At 68.5% G+C, this 14,014-nt stretch carries 15 protein-coding genes; 10 read left to right on the forward strand and 5 right to left on the reverse strand.

Annotation, left to right across the window (positions count from 1 at the left end; all coding sequences use genetic code 11):
* Window positions 1–951, forward strand: coding sequence for a DNA polymerase III subunit delta (holA, locus tag ACTWP6_RS13095; RefSeq protein WP_443187958.1), 951 nt, complete (start codon window positions 1–3; stop codon window positions 949–951).
* A 143-nt stretch (window positions 952–1,094) separates the two neighbouring features.
* Here holA and rpsT read toward each other — a convergent pair whose 3' ends face one another.
* A complete protein-coding gene (rpsT, locus tag ACTWP6_RS13100; RefSeq protein ID WP_260754174.1) occupies window positions 1,095–1,355 on the reverse strand; it encodes a 30S ribosomal protein S20 in 261 nt (86 codons plus the stop codon).
* Window positions 1,356–1,552: 197 nt separating this feature from the next.
* Between rpsT and ACTWP6_RS13105 the strand changes: the two genes are divergently transcribed.
* From ACTWP6_RS13105 to ACTWP6_RS13115, 3 genes are read left to right on the forward strand one after another with little or no spacing between them, the layout of a single operon-like run.
* On the forward strand, window positions 1,553–3,190 hold the full coding sequence (locus ACTWP6_RS13105) for a circularly permuted type 2 ATP-grasp protein (RefSeq protein ID WP_443187920.1): 1,638 nt from the start codon (window positions 1,553–1,555) through the stop codon (window positions 3,188–3,190).
* Between the two features lie 12 nt (window positions 3,191–3,202).
* Window positions 3,203–4,177, forward strand: coding sequence for an alpha-E domain-containing protein (locus tag ACTWP6_RS13110; RefSeq protein WP_443187921.1), 975 nt, complete (start codon window positions 3,203–3,205; stop codon window positions 4,175–4,177).
* Window position 4,178: 1 nt separating this feature from the next.
* Entirely contained in the window at window positions 4,179–5,018 is an 840-nt protein-coding gene (locus ACTWP6_RS13115) for a transglutaminase family protein (protein ID WP_443187922.1), read from the forward strand.
* On the opposite strand, the gene ACTWP6_RS13120 is transcribed toward ACTWP6_RS13115, so the two are convergent.
* Complete coding sequence (locus ACTWP6_RS13120) at window positions 5,002–5,862, reverse strand: ribonuclease Z (RefSeq protein WP_443187923.1); 861 nt, start codon at window positions 5,860–5,862, stop codon at window positions 5,002–5,004. The genes ACTWP6_RS13115 and ACTWP6_RS13120 overlap by 17 nt on opposite strands.
* A 160-nt stretch (window positions 5,863–6,022) precedes the next feature.
* Here ACTWP6_RS13120 and ACTWP6_RS13125 point away from each other — a divergent pair, with 160 nt between their 5' ends.
* Together ACTWP6_RS13125 and ACTWP6_RS13130 are read left to right on the forward strand one after the other, a co-directional pair.
* Complete coding sequence (locus ACTWP6_RS13125) at window positions 6,023–6,451, forward strand: CBS domain-containing protein (RefSeq protein WP_260754167.1); 429 nt, start codon at window positions 6,023–6,025, stop codon at window positions 6,449–6,451.
* 5 nt (window positions 6,452–6,456) lie between these two features.
* Window positions 6,457–7,065: a GNAT family N-acetyltransferase gene (locus ACTWP6_RS13130; RefSeq protein ID WP_443187924.1), complete on the forward strand. Its 609-nt coding sequence runs from the start codon at window positions 6,457–6,459 to the stop codon at window positions 7,063–7,065.
* 7 nt (window positions 7,066–7,072) lie between these two features.
* Here ACTWP6_RS13130 and ACTWP6_RS13135 read toward each other — a convergent pair whose 3' ends face one another.
* The gene (locus tag ACTWP6_RS13135) at window positions 7,073–7,684 is read right to left on the reverse strand and encodes a type II toxin-antitoxin system PemK/MazF family toxin (protein WP_443187925.1); all 612 of its coding nucleotides are present in this window, start codon (window positions 7,682–7,684) and stop codon (window positions 7,073–7,075) included.
* A gap of 60 nt (window positions 7,685–7,744) precedes the next feature.
* On the opposite strand from ACTWP6_RS13135, the gene lepA reads away from it, so the two are divergent.
* From lepA to ACTWP6_RS13150, 3 genes are all read left to right on the forward strand, one after another.
* Window positions 7,745–9,649: a translation elongation factor 4 gene (lepA, locus tag ACTWP6_RS13140; protein ID WP_443187959.1), complete on the forward strand. Its 1,905-nt coding sequence runs from the start codon at window positions 7,745–7,747 to the stop codon at window positions 9,647–9,649.
* 109 nt (window positions 9,650–9,758) lie between these two features.
* Window positions 9,759–10,499 (forward strand): sensor domain-containing protein, encoded by a 741-nt coding sequence (locus ACTWP6_RS13145; protein ID WP_443187926.1) that lies wholly within the window; start codon window positions 9,759–9,761, stop codon window positions 10,497–10,499.
* Window positions 10,500–10,529: 30 nt separating this feature from the next.
* Window positions 10,530–11,255, forward strand: a complete 726-nt coding sequence (locus ACTWP6_RS13150) for a sensor domain-containing protein (RefSeq protein ID WP_443187927.1) — start codon at window positions 10,530–10,532, stop codon at window positions 11,253–11,255.
* A gap of 3 nt (window positions 11,256–11,258) precedes the next feature.
* Here the strand turns inward: ACTWP6_RS13150 and ACTWP6_RS13155 are convergent, their stop codons facing one another.
* Both ACTWP6_RS13155 and ACTWP6_RS13160 read right to left on the reverse strand, forming a co-directional pair.
* Window positions 11,259–11,525: an ANTAR domain-containing protein gene (locus ACTWP6_RS13155; protein WP_260754161.1), complete on the reverse strand. Its 267-nt coding sequence runs from the start codon at window positions 11,523–11,525 to the stop codon at window positions 11,259–11,261.
* Window positions 11,526–11,600: 75 nt separating this feature from the next.
* Entirely contained in the window at window positions 11,601–13,607 is a 2,007-nt protein-coding gene (locus ACTWP6_RS13160; protein ID WP_443187928.1) for a glycoside hydrolase family 15 protein, read from the reverse strand.
* 85 nt (window positions 13,608–13,692) lie between these two features.
* On the opposite strand from ACTWP6_RS13160, the gene ACTWP6_RS13165 reads away from it, so the two are divergent.
* Window positions 13,693–13,899, forward strand: coding sequence for a hypothetical protein (locus ACTWP6_RS13165; protein WP_443187929.1), 207 nt, complete (start codon window positions 13,693–13,695; stop codon window positions 13,897–13,899).
* The last annotated feature ends 115 nt before the right edge of the window (window positions 13,900–14,014 follow it).

Consider the following 14,014-nt stretch of genomic DNA (forward strand, 5'->3'; position numbering starts at 1 on the left):
TTGACGGGGCTGCACCTGGTTCTGGGTGACGAGGAACTTCTGGTCGAGCGCGCCGTCGGTGCGGTGCTGGGGGCCGCCCGCGCCGCCGCAGGCACCGTCGACGTCCCGGTCGACCGGTTGCGTGCCGGGGAGGTCAGTGTCAGTGAGCTCGCCGAGCTGCTCAGCCCGTCGCTGTTCGCCGATGAACGGGTCGTGGTGCTGGAGGCGGCCGCCGAGGCCGGCAAGGACGCGGTGGCGCTGATCCAGGATGCCGCCGCCGATCTGCCTCCCGGCACCCTGCTGGTGGTGCTGCACTCCGGCGGGGGCCGGGCCAAGTCGCTGGCCGAGCAGCTCAAGAAACTCGGCGCCGAGGTGCATGCCTGCGCGCGGATCACCAAGGCCGCCGAGCGCGCCGACTTCGTCCGCAAGGAGTTCCGGGCGCTGCGCGTCAAGGTCGACGACGCGGCGGTGACCGCCGTGCTGGACGCGGTCGGGTCGGACATCCGCGAGCTAGCGTCGGCGTGCTCGCAGCTCGTCGCCGACACCGGAGGCGCGGTCGATGCCGCGGCCGTCCGCCGCTACCACTCCGGGCGGGCGGAGGTGAAAGGTTTCGACATCGCCGACAAGGCGGTCGTGGGTGACGTGGCCGGCGCCGCGGAGGCGTTGCGCTGGGCGATGATGGCCGGCGAGCCGCACGTGGTGCTCGCCGATGCGCTGGCCGAGGCCGTGCACACCATCGCACGGGTCGCGCCGCTGTCCGGCGACCCGTACCGGCTGGCCGGTGAACTCGGCATGCCGCCGTGGCGGGTCCAGAAAGCACAGAAACAGGCGCGACGGTGGTCGCGGGACTCGGTGGCGCAGGCCGTTCGGCTGGTCGCCGCGCTGAACGCCGACGTCAAGGGCGCGGCCGCCGACGCCGACTATGCGCTGGAGAGGGCAGTCCGCTCGGTCGCCGAGCTGGTCAGCGACTGAGCTGACCGGGACCCGGGCTCAGCTGTGGGCGCGGGTCGACCGGCCGAGGAAACCGTTCAGCCACCGGGCGGCGTGTGCCGGCCAGTGGCTGAAGCGAGAGGAAAGTCGAAATCCGGCAGGAGCCGGGAGATCGAGTGCGGGGCTCAGATCTTGTTGAGGGCCCTGGCCAGCGCCGACTTACGGTTGGCGGCCTGGTTCTTGTGGATCACGCCTTTGCTGGCGGCCTTGTCCAGCTTGCGGCTGGTCGCGACCAGCAGCTCGCCGGCCTTGTCCTTGTCGCCGGCATCAACAGCCGCACGGAATCCGCGGACCGCCGTGTGAAGCGACGACTTCACCGACTTGTTGCGCAGTCTGCGGCGCTCGTTGGTGCGGTTCCGCTTCTCCTGCGACTTGATGTTGGCCACGCGTGTATTCCTTCTAAATCTCGACTGGGTTACTTGAGTCTGTGGGCGCCCGTCCTGGGGCAGCGACTGTTCAGGGTAGCAGCGAGTGGGGAAATGTCCCAAAGCGAGCTCCGCTGGCCTGCTGAAACGGCCGGAATGCTGCAGCATGGCATTCGAATGCTCGCGCAACGTGCGTCCGGCAAAGAATAGGGGACATCTTGGCGACCGACACGGTACGAACGACCCGTACCGCCGCGAAACCGGCGAAGCGGCACGACGGCATCTTCGGTGGCTACAACCAGCTTGGTTCCTACGTCAAGGCGTTCGACGAGATGTTCGACGCGCAGGGCAACGTTCGCGGCCCGTACAAGGGCATCCACAAGGAACTCGCCCCGTCGGACGTCGCCGACCTGGAGGCCCGCTCCGACGCACTGGGCCGGGCGTTCATCGACCAGGGCATCACGTTTTCGCTGTCCGGTCAGGAGCGGCCGTTCCCCCTGGACCTGGTGCCGCGGGTGATCTCCGCGGCCGAGTGGACGCGCCTGGAACGCGGCATCCGGCAGCGGGTGCAGGCACTGGAGATGTATCTGGACGACATCTACGGCGAGCAGGAGATCCTGCGCGACGGTGTCATCCCGCGTCGGCTGGTGACCTCGTGCGAGCACTTCCACCGCGAGGCCGTCGGCATCGTCCCGCCCAACGGGGTGCGCATCCACGTCGCCGGGATCGACCTGATCCGCGACGACCAGGGCAACTTCCGGGTGCTGGAGGACAACCTGCGGTCGCCGTCCGGTGTCTCCTACGTGATGGAGAACCGCCGCACCATGGCGCGCGTGTTCCCCAACCTGTTCGCCACCCACCGGGTACGCGCGGTCGGCGACTACTCGTCGCACCTGCTGCGGGCGCTGCGCAACGCCGCGGCCAACAACGTCGCCGACCCGACGGTGGTCGTGCTGACCCCCGGCGTCTACAACTCCGCGTACTTCGAGCATTCGCTGCTGGCCCGGCAGATGGGCGTGGAGCTGGTGGAGGGCCGCGACCTATTCTGCCGCGACAACGCCGTCTATATGCGCACCACCGAGGGTGAACGCCAGGTCGACGTGATCTACCGGCGTATCGACGACGACTACCTGGACCCGATGCAGTTCAAGCCGGACTCGGTGCTCGGCGTCGCCGGCATCCTCAACGCCGCCCGGGCCGGCAATGTGGTGATCTCCAGCGCGGTCGGCAACGGGGTCGGCGACGACAAGCTCGTCTACACGTACGTGCCGACGATCATCGAGTACTACCTGGGGGAGAAGCCGCTGCTGGCCAACGTCGACACCTTCCGCTGCTGGCTCGACGACGAACGCGAAGAAGTCTTGGACCGCATCGACGAGCTGGTGATCAAACCGGTGGAGGGTTCGGGCGGCTACGGCATCGTGTTCGGTCCGGACGCGTCGGAGAAGGAGCTGGCCACGATCACCAAGAAGATCACCGCCGACCCCCGCGGCTGGATCGCCCAGCCGGTCATGCAGTTGTCCACGGTGCCGACCCAGATCGGTGACAAGCTGGCGCCGCGCCACGTGGACCTGCGCCCGTTCGCGGTCAACGACGGCGACGAGGTGTGGGTGCTGCCCGGCGGGCTGACCCGGGTCGCGCTGCCCGAGGGGTCGCTGGTGGTGAACTCCAGCCAGGGCGGCGGATCCAAGGACACCTGGGTGCTGGCGTCGCGAACTTCGGCCGCCGACCGCGAGCTCGGCGCCGCCGAGGTGGTGCGCTCGCTGCCGAAGGCGGCCACCGGGAAGGGCGTCAGCAAGAGCGGCAAGGCCGACAGCACCCAGGATCAGCAGCAACAGCAACAGCAGCAGCAGTAGGGGGCGATTCGATTGTTGGCGCGGAACGCGGAATCGCTGTACTGGATCGGCCGCTACGTCGAGCGGGCCGACGACACCGCCCGGATCCTCGACGTCACGGTGCACCAGCTGCTCGAAGACTCCAGTGTCGACCCCGACCAGGCGTCGCGCACCCTGCTGCGCGTGCTGGGCATCGACCCTCCCGACCAGTCCCTTGATGTGTGGTCGCTGACCGACATCGTCGCGTTCAGCCGGGAGACCGACGGTGCCTGCTCGATCGTCGAGGCCATCTCGGCGGCTCGCGAGAATGCCCGGGGCGCACGGGAAGTGACGTCCACCGAGATCTGGGAGTGCCTGAACACCACCTATAACGCCCTGGCCGAGCGGGAACGCGCGGCCAAACGCCTGGGCCCGCACGAATTCCTGTCCTACGTGGAGGGCCGCGCGGCGATGTTCGCCGGCCTGGCCGATTCCACCCTCAGCCGCGACGACGGCTACCGGTTCATGGTGCTCGGCCGAGCGCTGGAACGGGTGGATATGACCGTGCGCCTGCTGCTGTCCCGGGTCGGGGACAGCGCGTCGTCCCCGGCCTGGGTCACCCTGCTGCGGTCGGCCGGAGCCCACGACACCTACCTGCGGACCTACCGGGGTGTGCTCGACGCGGGCCGAGTGGTCGAGTTCATGTTGCTCGACCGGCTCTTCCCGCGGTCGATCTTCTTCTCGCTGCGCCTGGCCGAGCACAGCCTCGACGAGCTGATGAACCGGCCGCACAACCGGCTCGGCGCCACCGCCGAGGCGCAGCGACTGCTCGGTAGGGCGCGCAGTGAGCTGGAGTTCCTCCAGCCGGGCGCTCTGCTCGACTCGCTGGAACAGCGGCTGGCCAATCTGCAGAAGACCTGCTTCGACGTCGGAGAAGCGTTGGCGCTGCAGTACTTTCACTCCGCTCCGTGGGTGGCGTGGACGGACGCGGGCCGCAACGCGGTGGTGATCGAAGAAGGGGAGATCTGATATGTGGCGCATGCGCGTGGTGCATTCGACCGGCTATGCCTACAAGTCGCCGGTCACCGCGTCGTTCAACGAAGTGCGGTTGACCCCGCGTTCGGACTCCCGGCAGAACGTGATCCTCAACCGGGTGGAGACGGTGCCCGCGACGCGGTCCTACCGCTACGTCGACTACTGGGGCACCGCGGTGACGGCCTTCGACCTGCACGCTCCGCACACCGAACTCGAGGTCACCGCGTCCTCGGTGGTGGAGACGGACACCCCCGAGGAGCCCGAGACCAAGGTCACCTGGACCGATCTCGCCTCAGAGGCGGTGATCGACAAGTACGACGAGGTGCTCGCCCCGACGCACTATGTGCCGTCGAGCAAGCGCATCGAACGGGTCGGCCGGCGGATCGCGAAGTACCACGAACCGGCCGAGGCGGTGATCGAGGCCGCCCGCTGGGTGCAGGGCGAACTGAAGTACGTCCCGGGCACCACCGGGGTGCACACCTCGGGTGTCGACGCGCTGCGCGAGGGCAAGGGCGTGTGCCAGGACTTCGCCCATCTGACGCTGATGCTGTTGCGCGGCATGGGGATTCCGTCGCGGTACGTGTCGGGCTATCTGCATCCTGCGCGCGACGCGAAGATCGGCGACACCGTCGACGGGCAGAGCCACGCCTGGATCCAGGCCTGGACGGGACAGTGGTGGCACTACGACCCCACCAACGACGCCGAGATCAACGAGCAGTACATCAGCGTCGGGGTGGGCCGCGACTATGCGGACGTCCCCCCGCTCAAGGGCATCTACTCCGGGGAGGGGTCCACCGACCTCGACGTCATCGTCGAGATCACCCGGCTGGCCTAGCAGCCACTCCCGGGTGCACCTCCACTCGGTGCAGGTCGTCGCCGATCTCGATCTGACGGTCGAACTTCGACGCGGCCAGCGCGCGCCACTCCTCCTCCTGGCCGGGCTGCGGCGCCGGCACGTAGTGGGTGAGGATCAGGATGCCGACTCCGGCGCGGGACGCGGTCTCGGCGGCCTGCTCCACCGACGAGTGGTAGTCACAGATGTCCCGGATCCGCTGCATCGGCAACGCGTGGACCAGGTCGGGCCGAATCACGGTGTGTACCAGCGCTCCTGCGCCGGCGGCGAGTTCGTCGAGGCCTCGGCACGGCACCGTATCGCCGGCGAGCACGACCGACGCGCCGTGGTGTTCGATGCGGAAGCCGACGGTCGGAGCCACCGGACGGTGGTCGGTCGGGCCGACGCTGATCTGGACCTCGTCGCGGCCCCACACCACCCCGGCTGTCACCTCCTCCACCTCGACCTGCGGTGGTGCGGTCAGGTCGGCGTGATGGGCGATGCGGTAACCGATGTCGAAGCTAAACGCCTTGAGCATGTTCTCGACGACCTCGGCGGTGCCGGGCGGTCCGATGATGGGCAGCGGCGGCAGGTCGGGGGTGAAGTTCGACACCCACCGGCTGATCAGGACGTCACCGAGGTCGGCGATGTGGTCGCTGTGCAGGTGGGTCAGCAGCAGCGCGGTGATGGCGTTGGCGCCGACGCCGACGGCGGCCGCGCGTTGGAGCACCCCGCGGCCGCAGTCGATCAGGAATGTCTGCCCGCCGGCGCGCACGAGGGTCGACGGGCCGGCGCGCCGGGCGTCGGGGATCGGGCTTCCGGTGCCCAGCAGGGTGACTTCGATCATGAGCCAGAACGTACCTGTGGGCCCCGCCGAGCGGTGAGATATCGGTGAACCGCGGTGAAAAAGCGCGCCGCACAGGGTGATTGGCCAGGGCAGCGGAACCGCTCCGCGGCCCGGCGGCGCGAGGTACCCTGATGTGAGCTACGTCACCAGGGGGTAGTCGATGCGGATTTCCGACGTGCTGCGAAACAAGGGCTCGGCCGTGGCCACGATCACGCCCGAGACGTCGGTGGCCGGCCTGCTGACCGAGCTGTCGGTGCATAACATCGGGGCGATGGTCGTGGTGTCGCCCGACGGGTTGCTCGGCATCGTCTCCGAGCGCGACGTCGTCCGTAAACTCCATGACGTGGGTGCTGACCTGTTGCGCCGCCCGGTGTCGGAGATCATGACGTCGATGGTGGCCACCTGTACACCGGAGGATTCCGTGGACAGCCTGAGCGCGCTGATGACCAACAACCGCGTTCGGCACGTCCCCGTCGTGGTGGACGGCCGGCTCGCCGGGATCGTCAGCATCGGCGACGTGGTGAAGACCCGGATGGAGGAACTCGAGCGCGAGCACGAGCACCTCCAGGCCTACATCACCCAGGGTTGACGCCGGTGCCCGGAATCGATGTCCGCTTCGCGCAGAAGCCGGACGTCAAGGCTTTGGCGCGGGTGCTCGGCCGGGCGTTCTTCGACGATCCGGTGATGATGTGGATGGTGCCCGACGACGCCAAACGCGCCAAAGCCCTGCCGCAGGTGTTCGGCGCGATGACACGGCACCACTTCCTGGGCGGCGACGCGGTCGAGGTGTCGTCCCGGGCCGGTGCGCTGGGCGCGGCGGCGCTGTGGGACCCGCCCGGACGGTGGAAGCAGACCCCGCGGGAGGAACTGCGGATGATGCCGGCGTTCCTGCTGGCGATGGGTCGGTATGTGGGCCGTGGCCAGGGCGTCGCCGACCTGATGAAGGAGCACCATCCGGAAGAGCCGCACTGGTACCTCGGCGTGATCGGTTCCGACCCGGAGATGCGCGGCGCCGGCCTCGGGCACGCGCTGATGCGGTCCCGGCTGGACCGCTGCGACGCCGAGGGCGCGCCCGCCTATCTGGAGTCCACCAAAGAATCCAACGTGCCGTACTACCTGCGGTTCGGTTTCGAGGTGACCGGTGAGCTCACCGTGCCCGGCGGTGGGCCGACGATGTGGCAGATGTGGCGGCGTCCGCAGTAGTGCCGGCTCAGCTCCAGGAGTAGTCGGCGCGCAGCCGCGCCGCGACGACCTCGAACACCCGGCGTTCCAGAATCGCGCCCTCCCGTCGGATGCCCTCCTCGGGCACGTCGAGCACCCGGTCCAGACGTACCCAGCTGGGTCTTCCGTCGTAGTCCCAGGTGCCGCTGCCGATGCCCACCCAGTTCGGCTGGTCGCGGTGATGGTCCTGGCTGGACAGCATCAGCCCGAGCAGGATGTTGCGGTCGCGGCCGACGACGAGGACCGGACGGTCCTTGCCGCGGGTCGGATCGTCCTCGAAGGCCACCCAGGTCCAGACGATCTCGCCGGGATCGGCGCGGCCGTCCAGGTCGGGCGCATAGGCCACCCGCCGGGCGCGCTGGGCGGTCGGGACGAACCGGCTGGACACCGGCCGCCCCGCGGGCAGTGCGGGCGCGGCGGACTCAGCCGGTCCGGACAGCACGTCCAGTCCGATGCGGATGCCCTGCTGGATGCCGCGCTGCAATGTCTCCGATTTCTGCAGCTGGCGAACGAGTTTGGGGGCCTCGTTGAACACGAGGTTCTCGGTGCCTTTCACCAGGAGACGCTGGAACGCCTTCAGATACGACGACGAGGACGCCATACCCGCCAAGCATAGGTGGTGCATGACGGCCCGATCGGGGCTCGATTGGGCCGCGGGGGCCTGCTCTCGATACTCTGGAAGGGCCGGTTTCGGCTGCCACACCCCGCTCACCAGGAGATTCCCATCAGCAGTTTCGCTGACAAGACGTTCACTGCGCCGGCGCAGATTCGGAACTTCTGCATCATCGCCCACATCGACCACGGCAAGTCCACCCTGGCCGACCGGATGCTGCAGCTCACCGGCGTCGTCGACGAGCGCTCGATGCGGGCCCAGTACCTGGACCGGATGGACATCGAGCGCGAGCGCGGCATCACCATCAAGGCGCAGAACGTGCGCTTGCCGTGGGAGGTCGACGGTGAGCAGTTCGTTTTGCATCTGATCGACACCCCCGGCCATGTCGATTTCACCTACGAGGTGTCCCGCGCGCTGGAGGCCTGCGAGGGCGCGGTGCTGCTGGTCGACGCCGCCCAGGGCATCGAGGCGCAGACGCTGGCCAATCTGTACCTGGCGCTCGACCGGGACCTGACGATCATCCCGGTGCTGAACAAGATCGACCTGCCCGCCGCCGATCCCGACCGGTATGCCGCCGAGATCGCCCACATCATCGGGTGCGAGCCCGAGGATGTGCTGCGGGTGTCGGGCAAGACGGGTGCGGGCGTGGCCGACCTGCTCGACCACGTGGTGCGGGAGATCCCGCCGCCGCAGGGCGACCCCGACGCGCCCGCGCGCGCGATGATCTTCGACTCGGTGTACGACATCTACCGCGGCGTCGTGACCTACGTGCGGGTGGTCGACGGGAAGATCACCCCGCGCGAGCGCATCGCGATGATGTCCACCGGCGCCACCCACGAACTGCTTGAGGTCGGCATCGTCTCACCCGAACCCAAGGCCTCCGACGGGCTCGGAGTCGGGGAGGTGGGCTACCTCATCACCGGCGTGAAGGACGTCCGCCAGTCCAAGGTCGGCGACACGGTGACGACCGCCCGCAACGGCGCCAAGGAGGCGCTGACGGGCTACCGCGAGCCCAAGCCGATGGTCTATTCGGGCCTGTACCCGGTGGACGGGTCGGATTACCCGGTGCTGCGCGAGGCGCTGGACAAGCTGCAACTCAACGACGCGGCGCTGACGTACGAACCCGAGACCTCGGTGGCGCTCGGGTTCGGGTTCCGCTGCGGGTTCCTCGGGCTGCTGCACATGGAGATCACCCGGGAGAGGCTTGAACGTGAGTTCAACCTCGACCTGATCTCGACCGCGCCGAACGTCGTGTACCGCGTGATCAAGGACGACGGCACCGAGATCATCGTCACGAACCCGTCGGACTGGCCCGAGGGCAAGGTCCGGTCGGTGTTCGAGCCGGTGGTCAAGACCACGGTGATCGCGCCGAGCGAGTTCATCGGCACCATCATGGAGCTGTGCCAGTCCCGGCGCGGCGAGCTGGGCGGCATGGACTACCTGTCCCCGGAACGCGTCGAGCTGCGCTACACCATGCCGCTCGGCGAGATCATCTTCGACTTCTTCGACTCGCTGAAGTCCCGCACCCGCGGCTACGCCAGCCTGGACTACGAGGAGGCCGGCGAGCAGGAGGCCGACCTGGTCAAGGTCGACATCCTGCTGCAGGGCGAGGCCGTCGACGCGTTTTCGGCGATCGTCCACAAGGACGGCGCATCGGCGTACGGCAACAAGATGACCACCAAGCTCAAGGAACTGATCCCGCGGCAGCAGTTCGAGGTGCCGGTGCAGGCCGCCATCGGATCGAGAATCATTGCGCGCGAGAACATTCGGGCCATCCGCAAGGACGTGCTGTCCAAGTGCTACGGCGGTGACATCACCCGTAAGCGCAAGCTGCTGGAAAAGCAGAAGGAAGGCAAGAAGCGGATGAAGACCATCGGCCGCGTCGACGTGCCGCAGGAGGCGTTCGTCGCCGCGCTGTCCACCGAGGCAGGCGCGGACAAGCCGAAGAAGTGACGCGCGCGGGTCTGCATGGCCGGGCCCCGACTGTCAACGGCTGCCTCTGATACGGCGTCCATCTCCCGAACCGGTCGCGCGGTCGCGCTGCGCGTGCTATCGAAGGGGGATGGCGATGCGGGTGGCGGGGGCGCTGGGGGCGGCGTGCGTGGCTGTCACACTGTCGGGTTGTGCAGGTGTTCCCGTCGACGAGCGCCCCACGGTGCGCATCGCCGAGGCCGCACAGCCCACGCCCGCGCGGCCGCTTGGACAGCTCCTGCCCACCGCGCAGGAGTTGTCCGCGCTGCTGGCCACCGGTCCGAACGGTCTGCTGGGCCGGCCGGTCGAGGGGAATGCCGACGTGCTGTTGCGCAGCGTCGCCGATGCGCAGGTGACGCCCGCGGAGTGCGTGAGCGCCGCTTACCGCATGCAGAAGGTCGTCTACGACACCAGCCCGGTACAGTCGGTGGCCAGCAACACCTGGGCCGGTGGCGGTTTCGACGCACCGCCGGTGTCGGGGTTCTTCGGTGTCGTGCAGATGACGGATCCTGTTGCCGCCCAAGCTTTTTTCGCGTCGCTCACCGCACAGTGGCGGCGCTGTGACGGGCGGACCGTCGCGTTGCAGTCCTCGGTGCCGGGCGGCGGCGAGATGAGCCGGATCACCGGAGTCTCGTTCGGTGAACGCGTGGTCTCGGCGAGTGTGCTCCATGCCTCGGGTGGCACCGAGTCCCCGACGGGCGTGCGGGCCGTCGGGCTGGCCGGCGACTGCATCGTCGAGGTCGAGCTCGTCGACCCGCGCGCCGCGGCGGACGCTCGGCCGGCGGTCGCGGTCGCCGACGTCATTCTCGACAAGATCGTCGCGGCCCGCTGAACCCGCGCCGCAGTGGGCCGACCGGCGGTGATGGCCGACAATAATCGTGTGAACAATCTCGGCGCGATTCCTCGTGCCTGCGCTGCAGGTGTCGCCATCGCGCTCTCGGTGCTGCTGACCGGGTGCGTGAGCAGCGTGGACGGAACCGCGGTGCGTGGCCGCGGCGCGGCGCCGCTGAATGTGCCACCCCTCGACGAGGCCAAGCTGGACGACGTGCTCTTGACCGTCGAGGAGTTGAACGCGATCGTCGGCTCGACCCGGATGAAGGTCACCAGCGAACTCGAGGAGATGACCGACCACTCGGCCGAGGTGTCGGATCCGGCGTGCCTTGGCGCGGTGTACGGCGCGGAGGCGCCGGTATATCAGGGCACCGGCTGGACGGCGATGCGCGACCAGGTCGCCCGCGAACCCGACGACGACAACGACCACTGGGTGGAGCAGACGGCCGTGCTGTACCCGGCGGCAGGCAACGCGCGGCAGTTCTTCGACCACTCGTCGGCGACGTGGCAGGAGTGCGCCAATGCCGCGATCACGGTTGGGGACGGCGACTACCTGTGGGAGCTCGACGATGTCGAGGCCGGTGACACGCTGATCACCCAGCTGACCACCCAGGAGGGCGCCGACGGGTGGGCCTGCCAGCATGCGTTGTCGGTGGTGTCCAACCTGACCGCCGAGGTGTGGGCCTGCGGCTACAGCATCACCGACGAGGCCGCCGAGATCGCGAGCGCGATGGTCGAGAACGCCGCGGCCAGGTAGCGCTCACCGCGCGGCGAGCGCCGCCCCACGACCGGTCATAATCAGCTCACCCCACGCGTTGAACGCCTCGGCATGGTCGGCCGACGCCGAACCGCTGGCGACTGCGACCAACCCGGAAGCGATGGCGCCCAACCCGATTCCGGTCTGGCGCACCACGCGCACCAGTTCGTCGAACGCCTCGCCGCGCGAATAGCCACGCAGGCCGATCAGGATGCCGACGGCGATGTCGATCACTTGACGCGAGGTGTCGTCTGCCACACGAGAACTCATGGCACCGATGGTCCATCGTGCCGGCCTTCGACGGCAGCATTCTGCGCGGGCAGACGCAAAATCGCGATGTTGTCGTTACACGGGGGCGTTGGCCGGCTGAAAGACGCCGGAACTGTCGGCCTCCTCCTCGGCGCGGATCACGTGCACGACGGCGTTGATCAGCGCCAGGTGGGTGAACGCCTGCGGGAAGTTGCCCAGGTGCCGCCCGGTGCTGGGCTCGATCTCCTCGGCGTAGAGATGCAGCGGGCTGGCGAATGACAGCAACCGCTCACACAAATGCCGGGCGCGGTGGATCTCGCCGATCTCGACGAGCGCCGACACCAGCCAGAACGAGCAGATCGTGAACGTGCCCTCCTCGCCGGACAGGCCGTCGTCGGTCTCCTCCACCCGGTAGCGCAGCACCAGACCTTCCTCGGTCAGCTCGTCGGCGATGGCCAGCACCGTGGCACGGATGCGCGGGTCGTCCGGCGGCAGGAACCGGGTGAGCACGGCCAGCAGCAGCGACGCGTCGAGCGCCGGGTCGCCGTAGCGCTGCGTCAGCACTCCGCGTTCGTCCACGCCGTGTTCGAGGATGTCGGCTTTGATCTCCTCGGCGATCGCGCGCCATTGCTGCGCGTAGGCCTTCTCGCCTTCCAGTTCGGCGAGCTTGGCGCCCCGGTCCAGCGCCACCCAGCACATGATCTTGCTGGACGTGAAGTGCTGCGGTTCGCCGCGGACCTCCCAGATGCCCCGGTCGGGTTCCCGCCAGTGCTTGATGGCCTCCTCGACCTGTTCCTTGAGCACCGGCCACAGCGTCTCGGGGATCTGCTCACGCGACTTGGTGTGCAGATACACCGAATCCAGCATGGTGCCCCAGATGTCGTGCTGCATCTGGTTGTAGGCGCCGTTGCCGATGCGCACCGGGCGCGAGTTGTCGTAGCCCGACAGGTGATTGAGCTCCTCTTCGACCAGGCTGCGTTCCCCGCCGACCCCGTACATCACCTGCAGCGGATGCCGCTCGCCGTTGTTGGCGCCCGACACGTCGGCGATGAACGCGAAGAAGTCGTCGGCCTCGCGGTCCAGGCCCAGCGTGTACAGACCCCACAGCGCGAACGTCGAGTCACGCACCCACGCATACCGGTAATCCCAATTGCGTTCCCCCTGAGGGGTTTCCGGTAGCGACGTGGTCGGCGCGGCGAGCAGCGCACCGGTCGGCGAGTAGGTCAGGCCCTTCAGCGTGAGCGCGCTGCGCTGCAGGTAGGCCCGCCACGGGTGGTCGGGGAAGTCGCCGACGTTGATCCACTGGCGCCAGCACTCACTGGTCTTCCACATCTTGTCGGCGGCCTCTTCGTAGTTCTGCGGCGCCGGATGCTTGGACCAGCTGAGCGCGACGAAGACGTTGTCGCCCTCCTTGAGCCGGGTCCGCGCCCGCGCCTCGCGACCCTCCAGACCGATGCGCAGGTTGGTGGTCAGCCGCAGTGTCGGGTGCGAGTCCGGGTTCTTGGTCGCGCGGGCGATCGCCTCGCCGTACGCCTGCGCCGAGTACTCCCAGTGCGCGCTGGTGCGGTGGTAGTCGAACGACGGTTCGCAGCTCATCACCAGCTCGACGGTGCCGCTGACGCACCGGACGGTGCGCAGCAGGATGTGTTCGGCATCCCAGTCCATCGGGGTGCGCCGGTGCGTGCGCGACCGGGTCTCCAGGTCGTGCCACGGACCCATCACCAGGGCGTCGCGCACGATCACCCAGCCGGTGTGGGTCTGCCACGTGGTCTCCAGGATCAGGCTGCCCGGCAGGTAGCGCCGCGCTGCCGGCACCGACACTCCGTAGGGGCCGAGGCGGAAATGACCGGCGCCGCGGTCCAGGATCGCGCCGAACACGCTGGGGGAGTCCGGCCGGGGCACACACAGCCACTCCACCGAGCCCGCCGACGAGATCAGGCACTGGGTCTCGCAGTCGGACAGGAACGCATAGTCTGCGATCGGGGGGAACGGATTGCGCAGCGCGCTCTGGTGTGGATAGGCCGGCGGGGCGGCCAGCGCGAACGCTCCGGAATCCCCGTCGGAGGACAACTCTGCAGAGGTCTCGGTCTGCGGCAGAACCATTTGCTCATCATCGACTGCCGGGCGCCCCGGCGTCTACTCGACCACCCGGTGTTTCGCCGGGCCCCCGGACGCATAGTCTGGCCGGATGGACGGCTTCCTCAGCTGGTGGGACGGAGTGGAGCTGTGGCTGTCCGGTCTGCCGTTCGTTGCGCAGACCGTGGTCGTGATGCCGGTGGTGTTGGCGCTGGCCTACGTGGTGGCCGTGGTGCTCGACGGCCTGCTGGGCAACGGCATCCGCATTCTGCACCGGATCCGACACATCGACGACGACAGAGAGGGTGGCGACGCATGAGCGGCATGCCGCGTTCGCGGGTCACCCTGGTCCTGGTGGCTTTGATCGTGTTCGTCATCGTGATGTGGTTGCTCACGCGCTGACGGGGTGCCAAAAGACCCGCACGGCCGCTGTC

This window comes from Mycobacterium sp. 4D054 (assembly GCF_052245755.1).
Lineage (GTDB): Bacteria > Actinomycetota > Actinomycetes > Mycobacteriales > Mycobacteriaceae > Mycobacterium.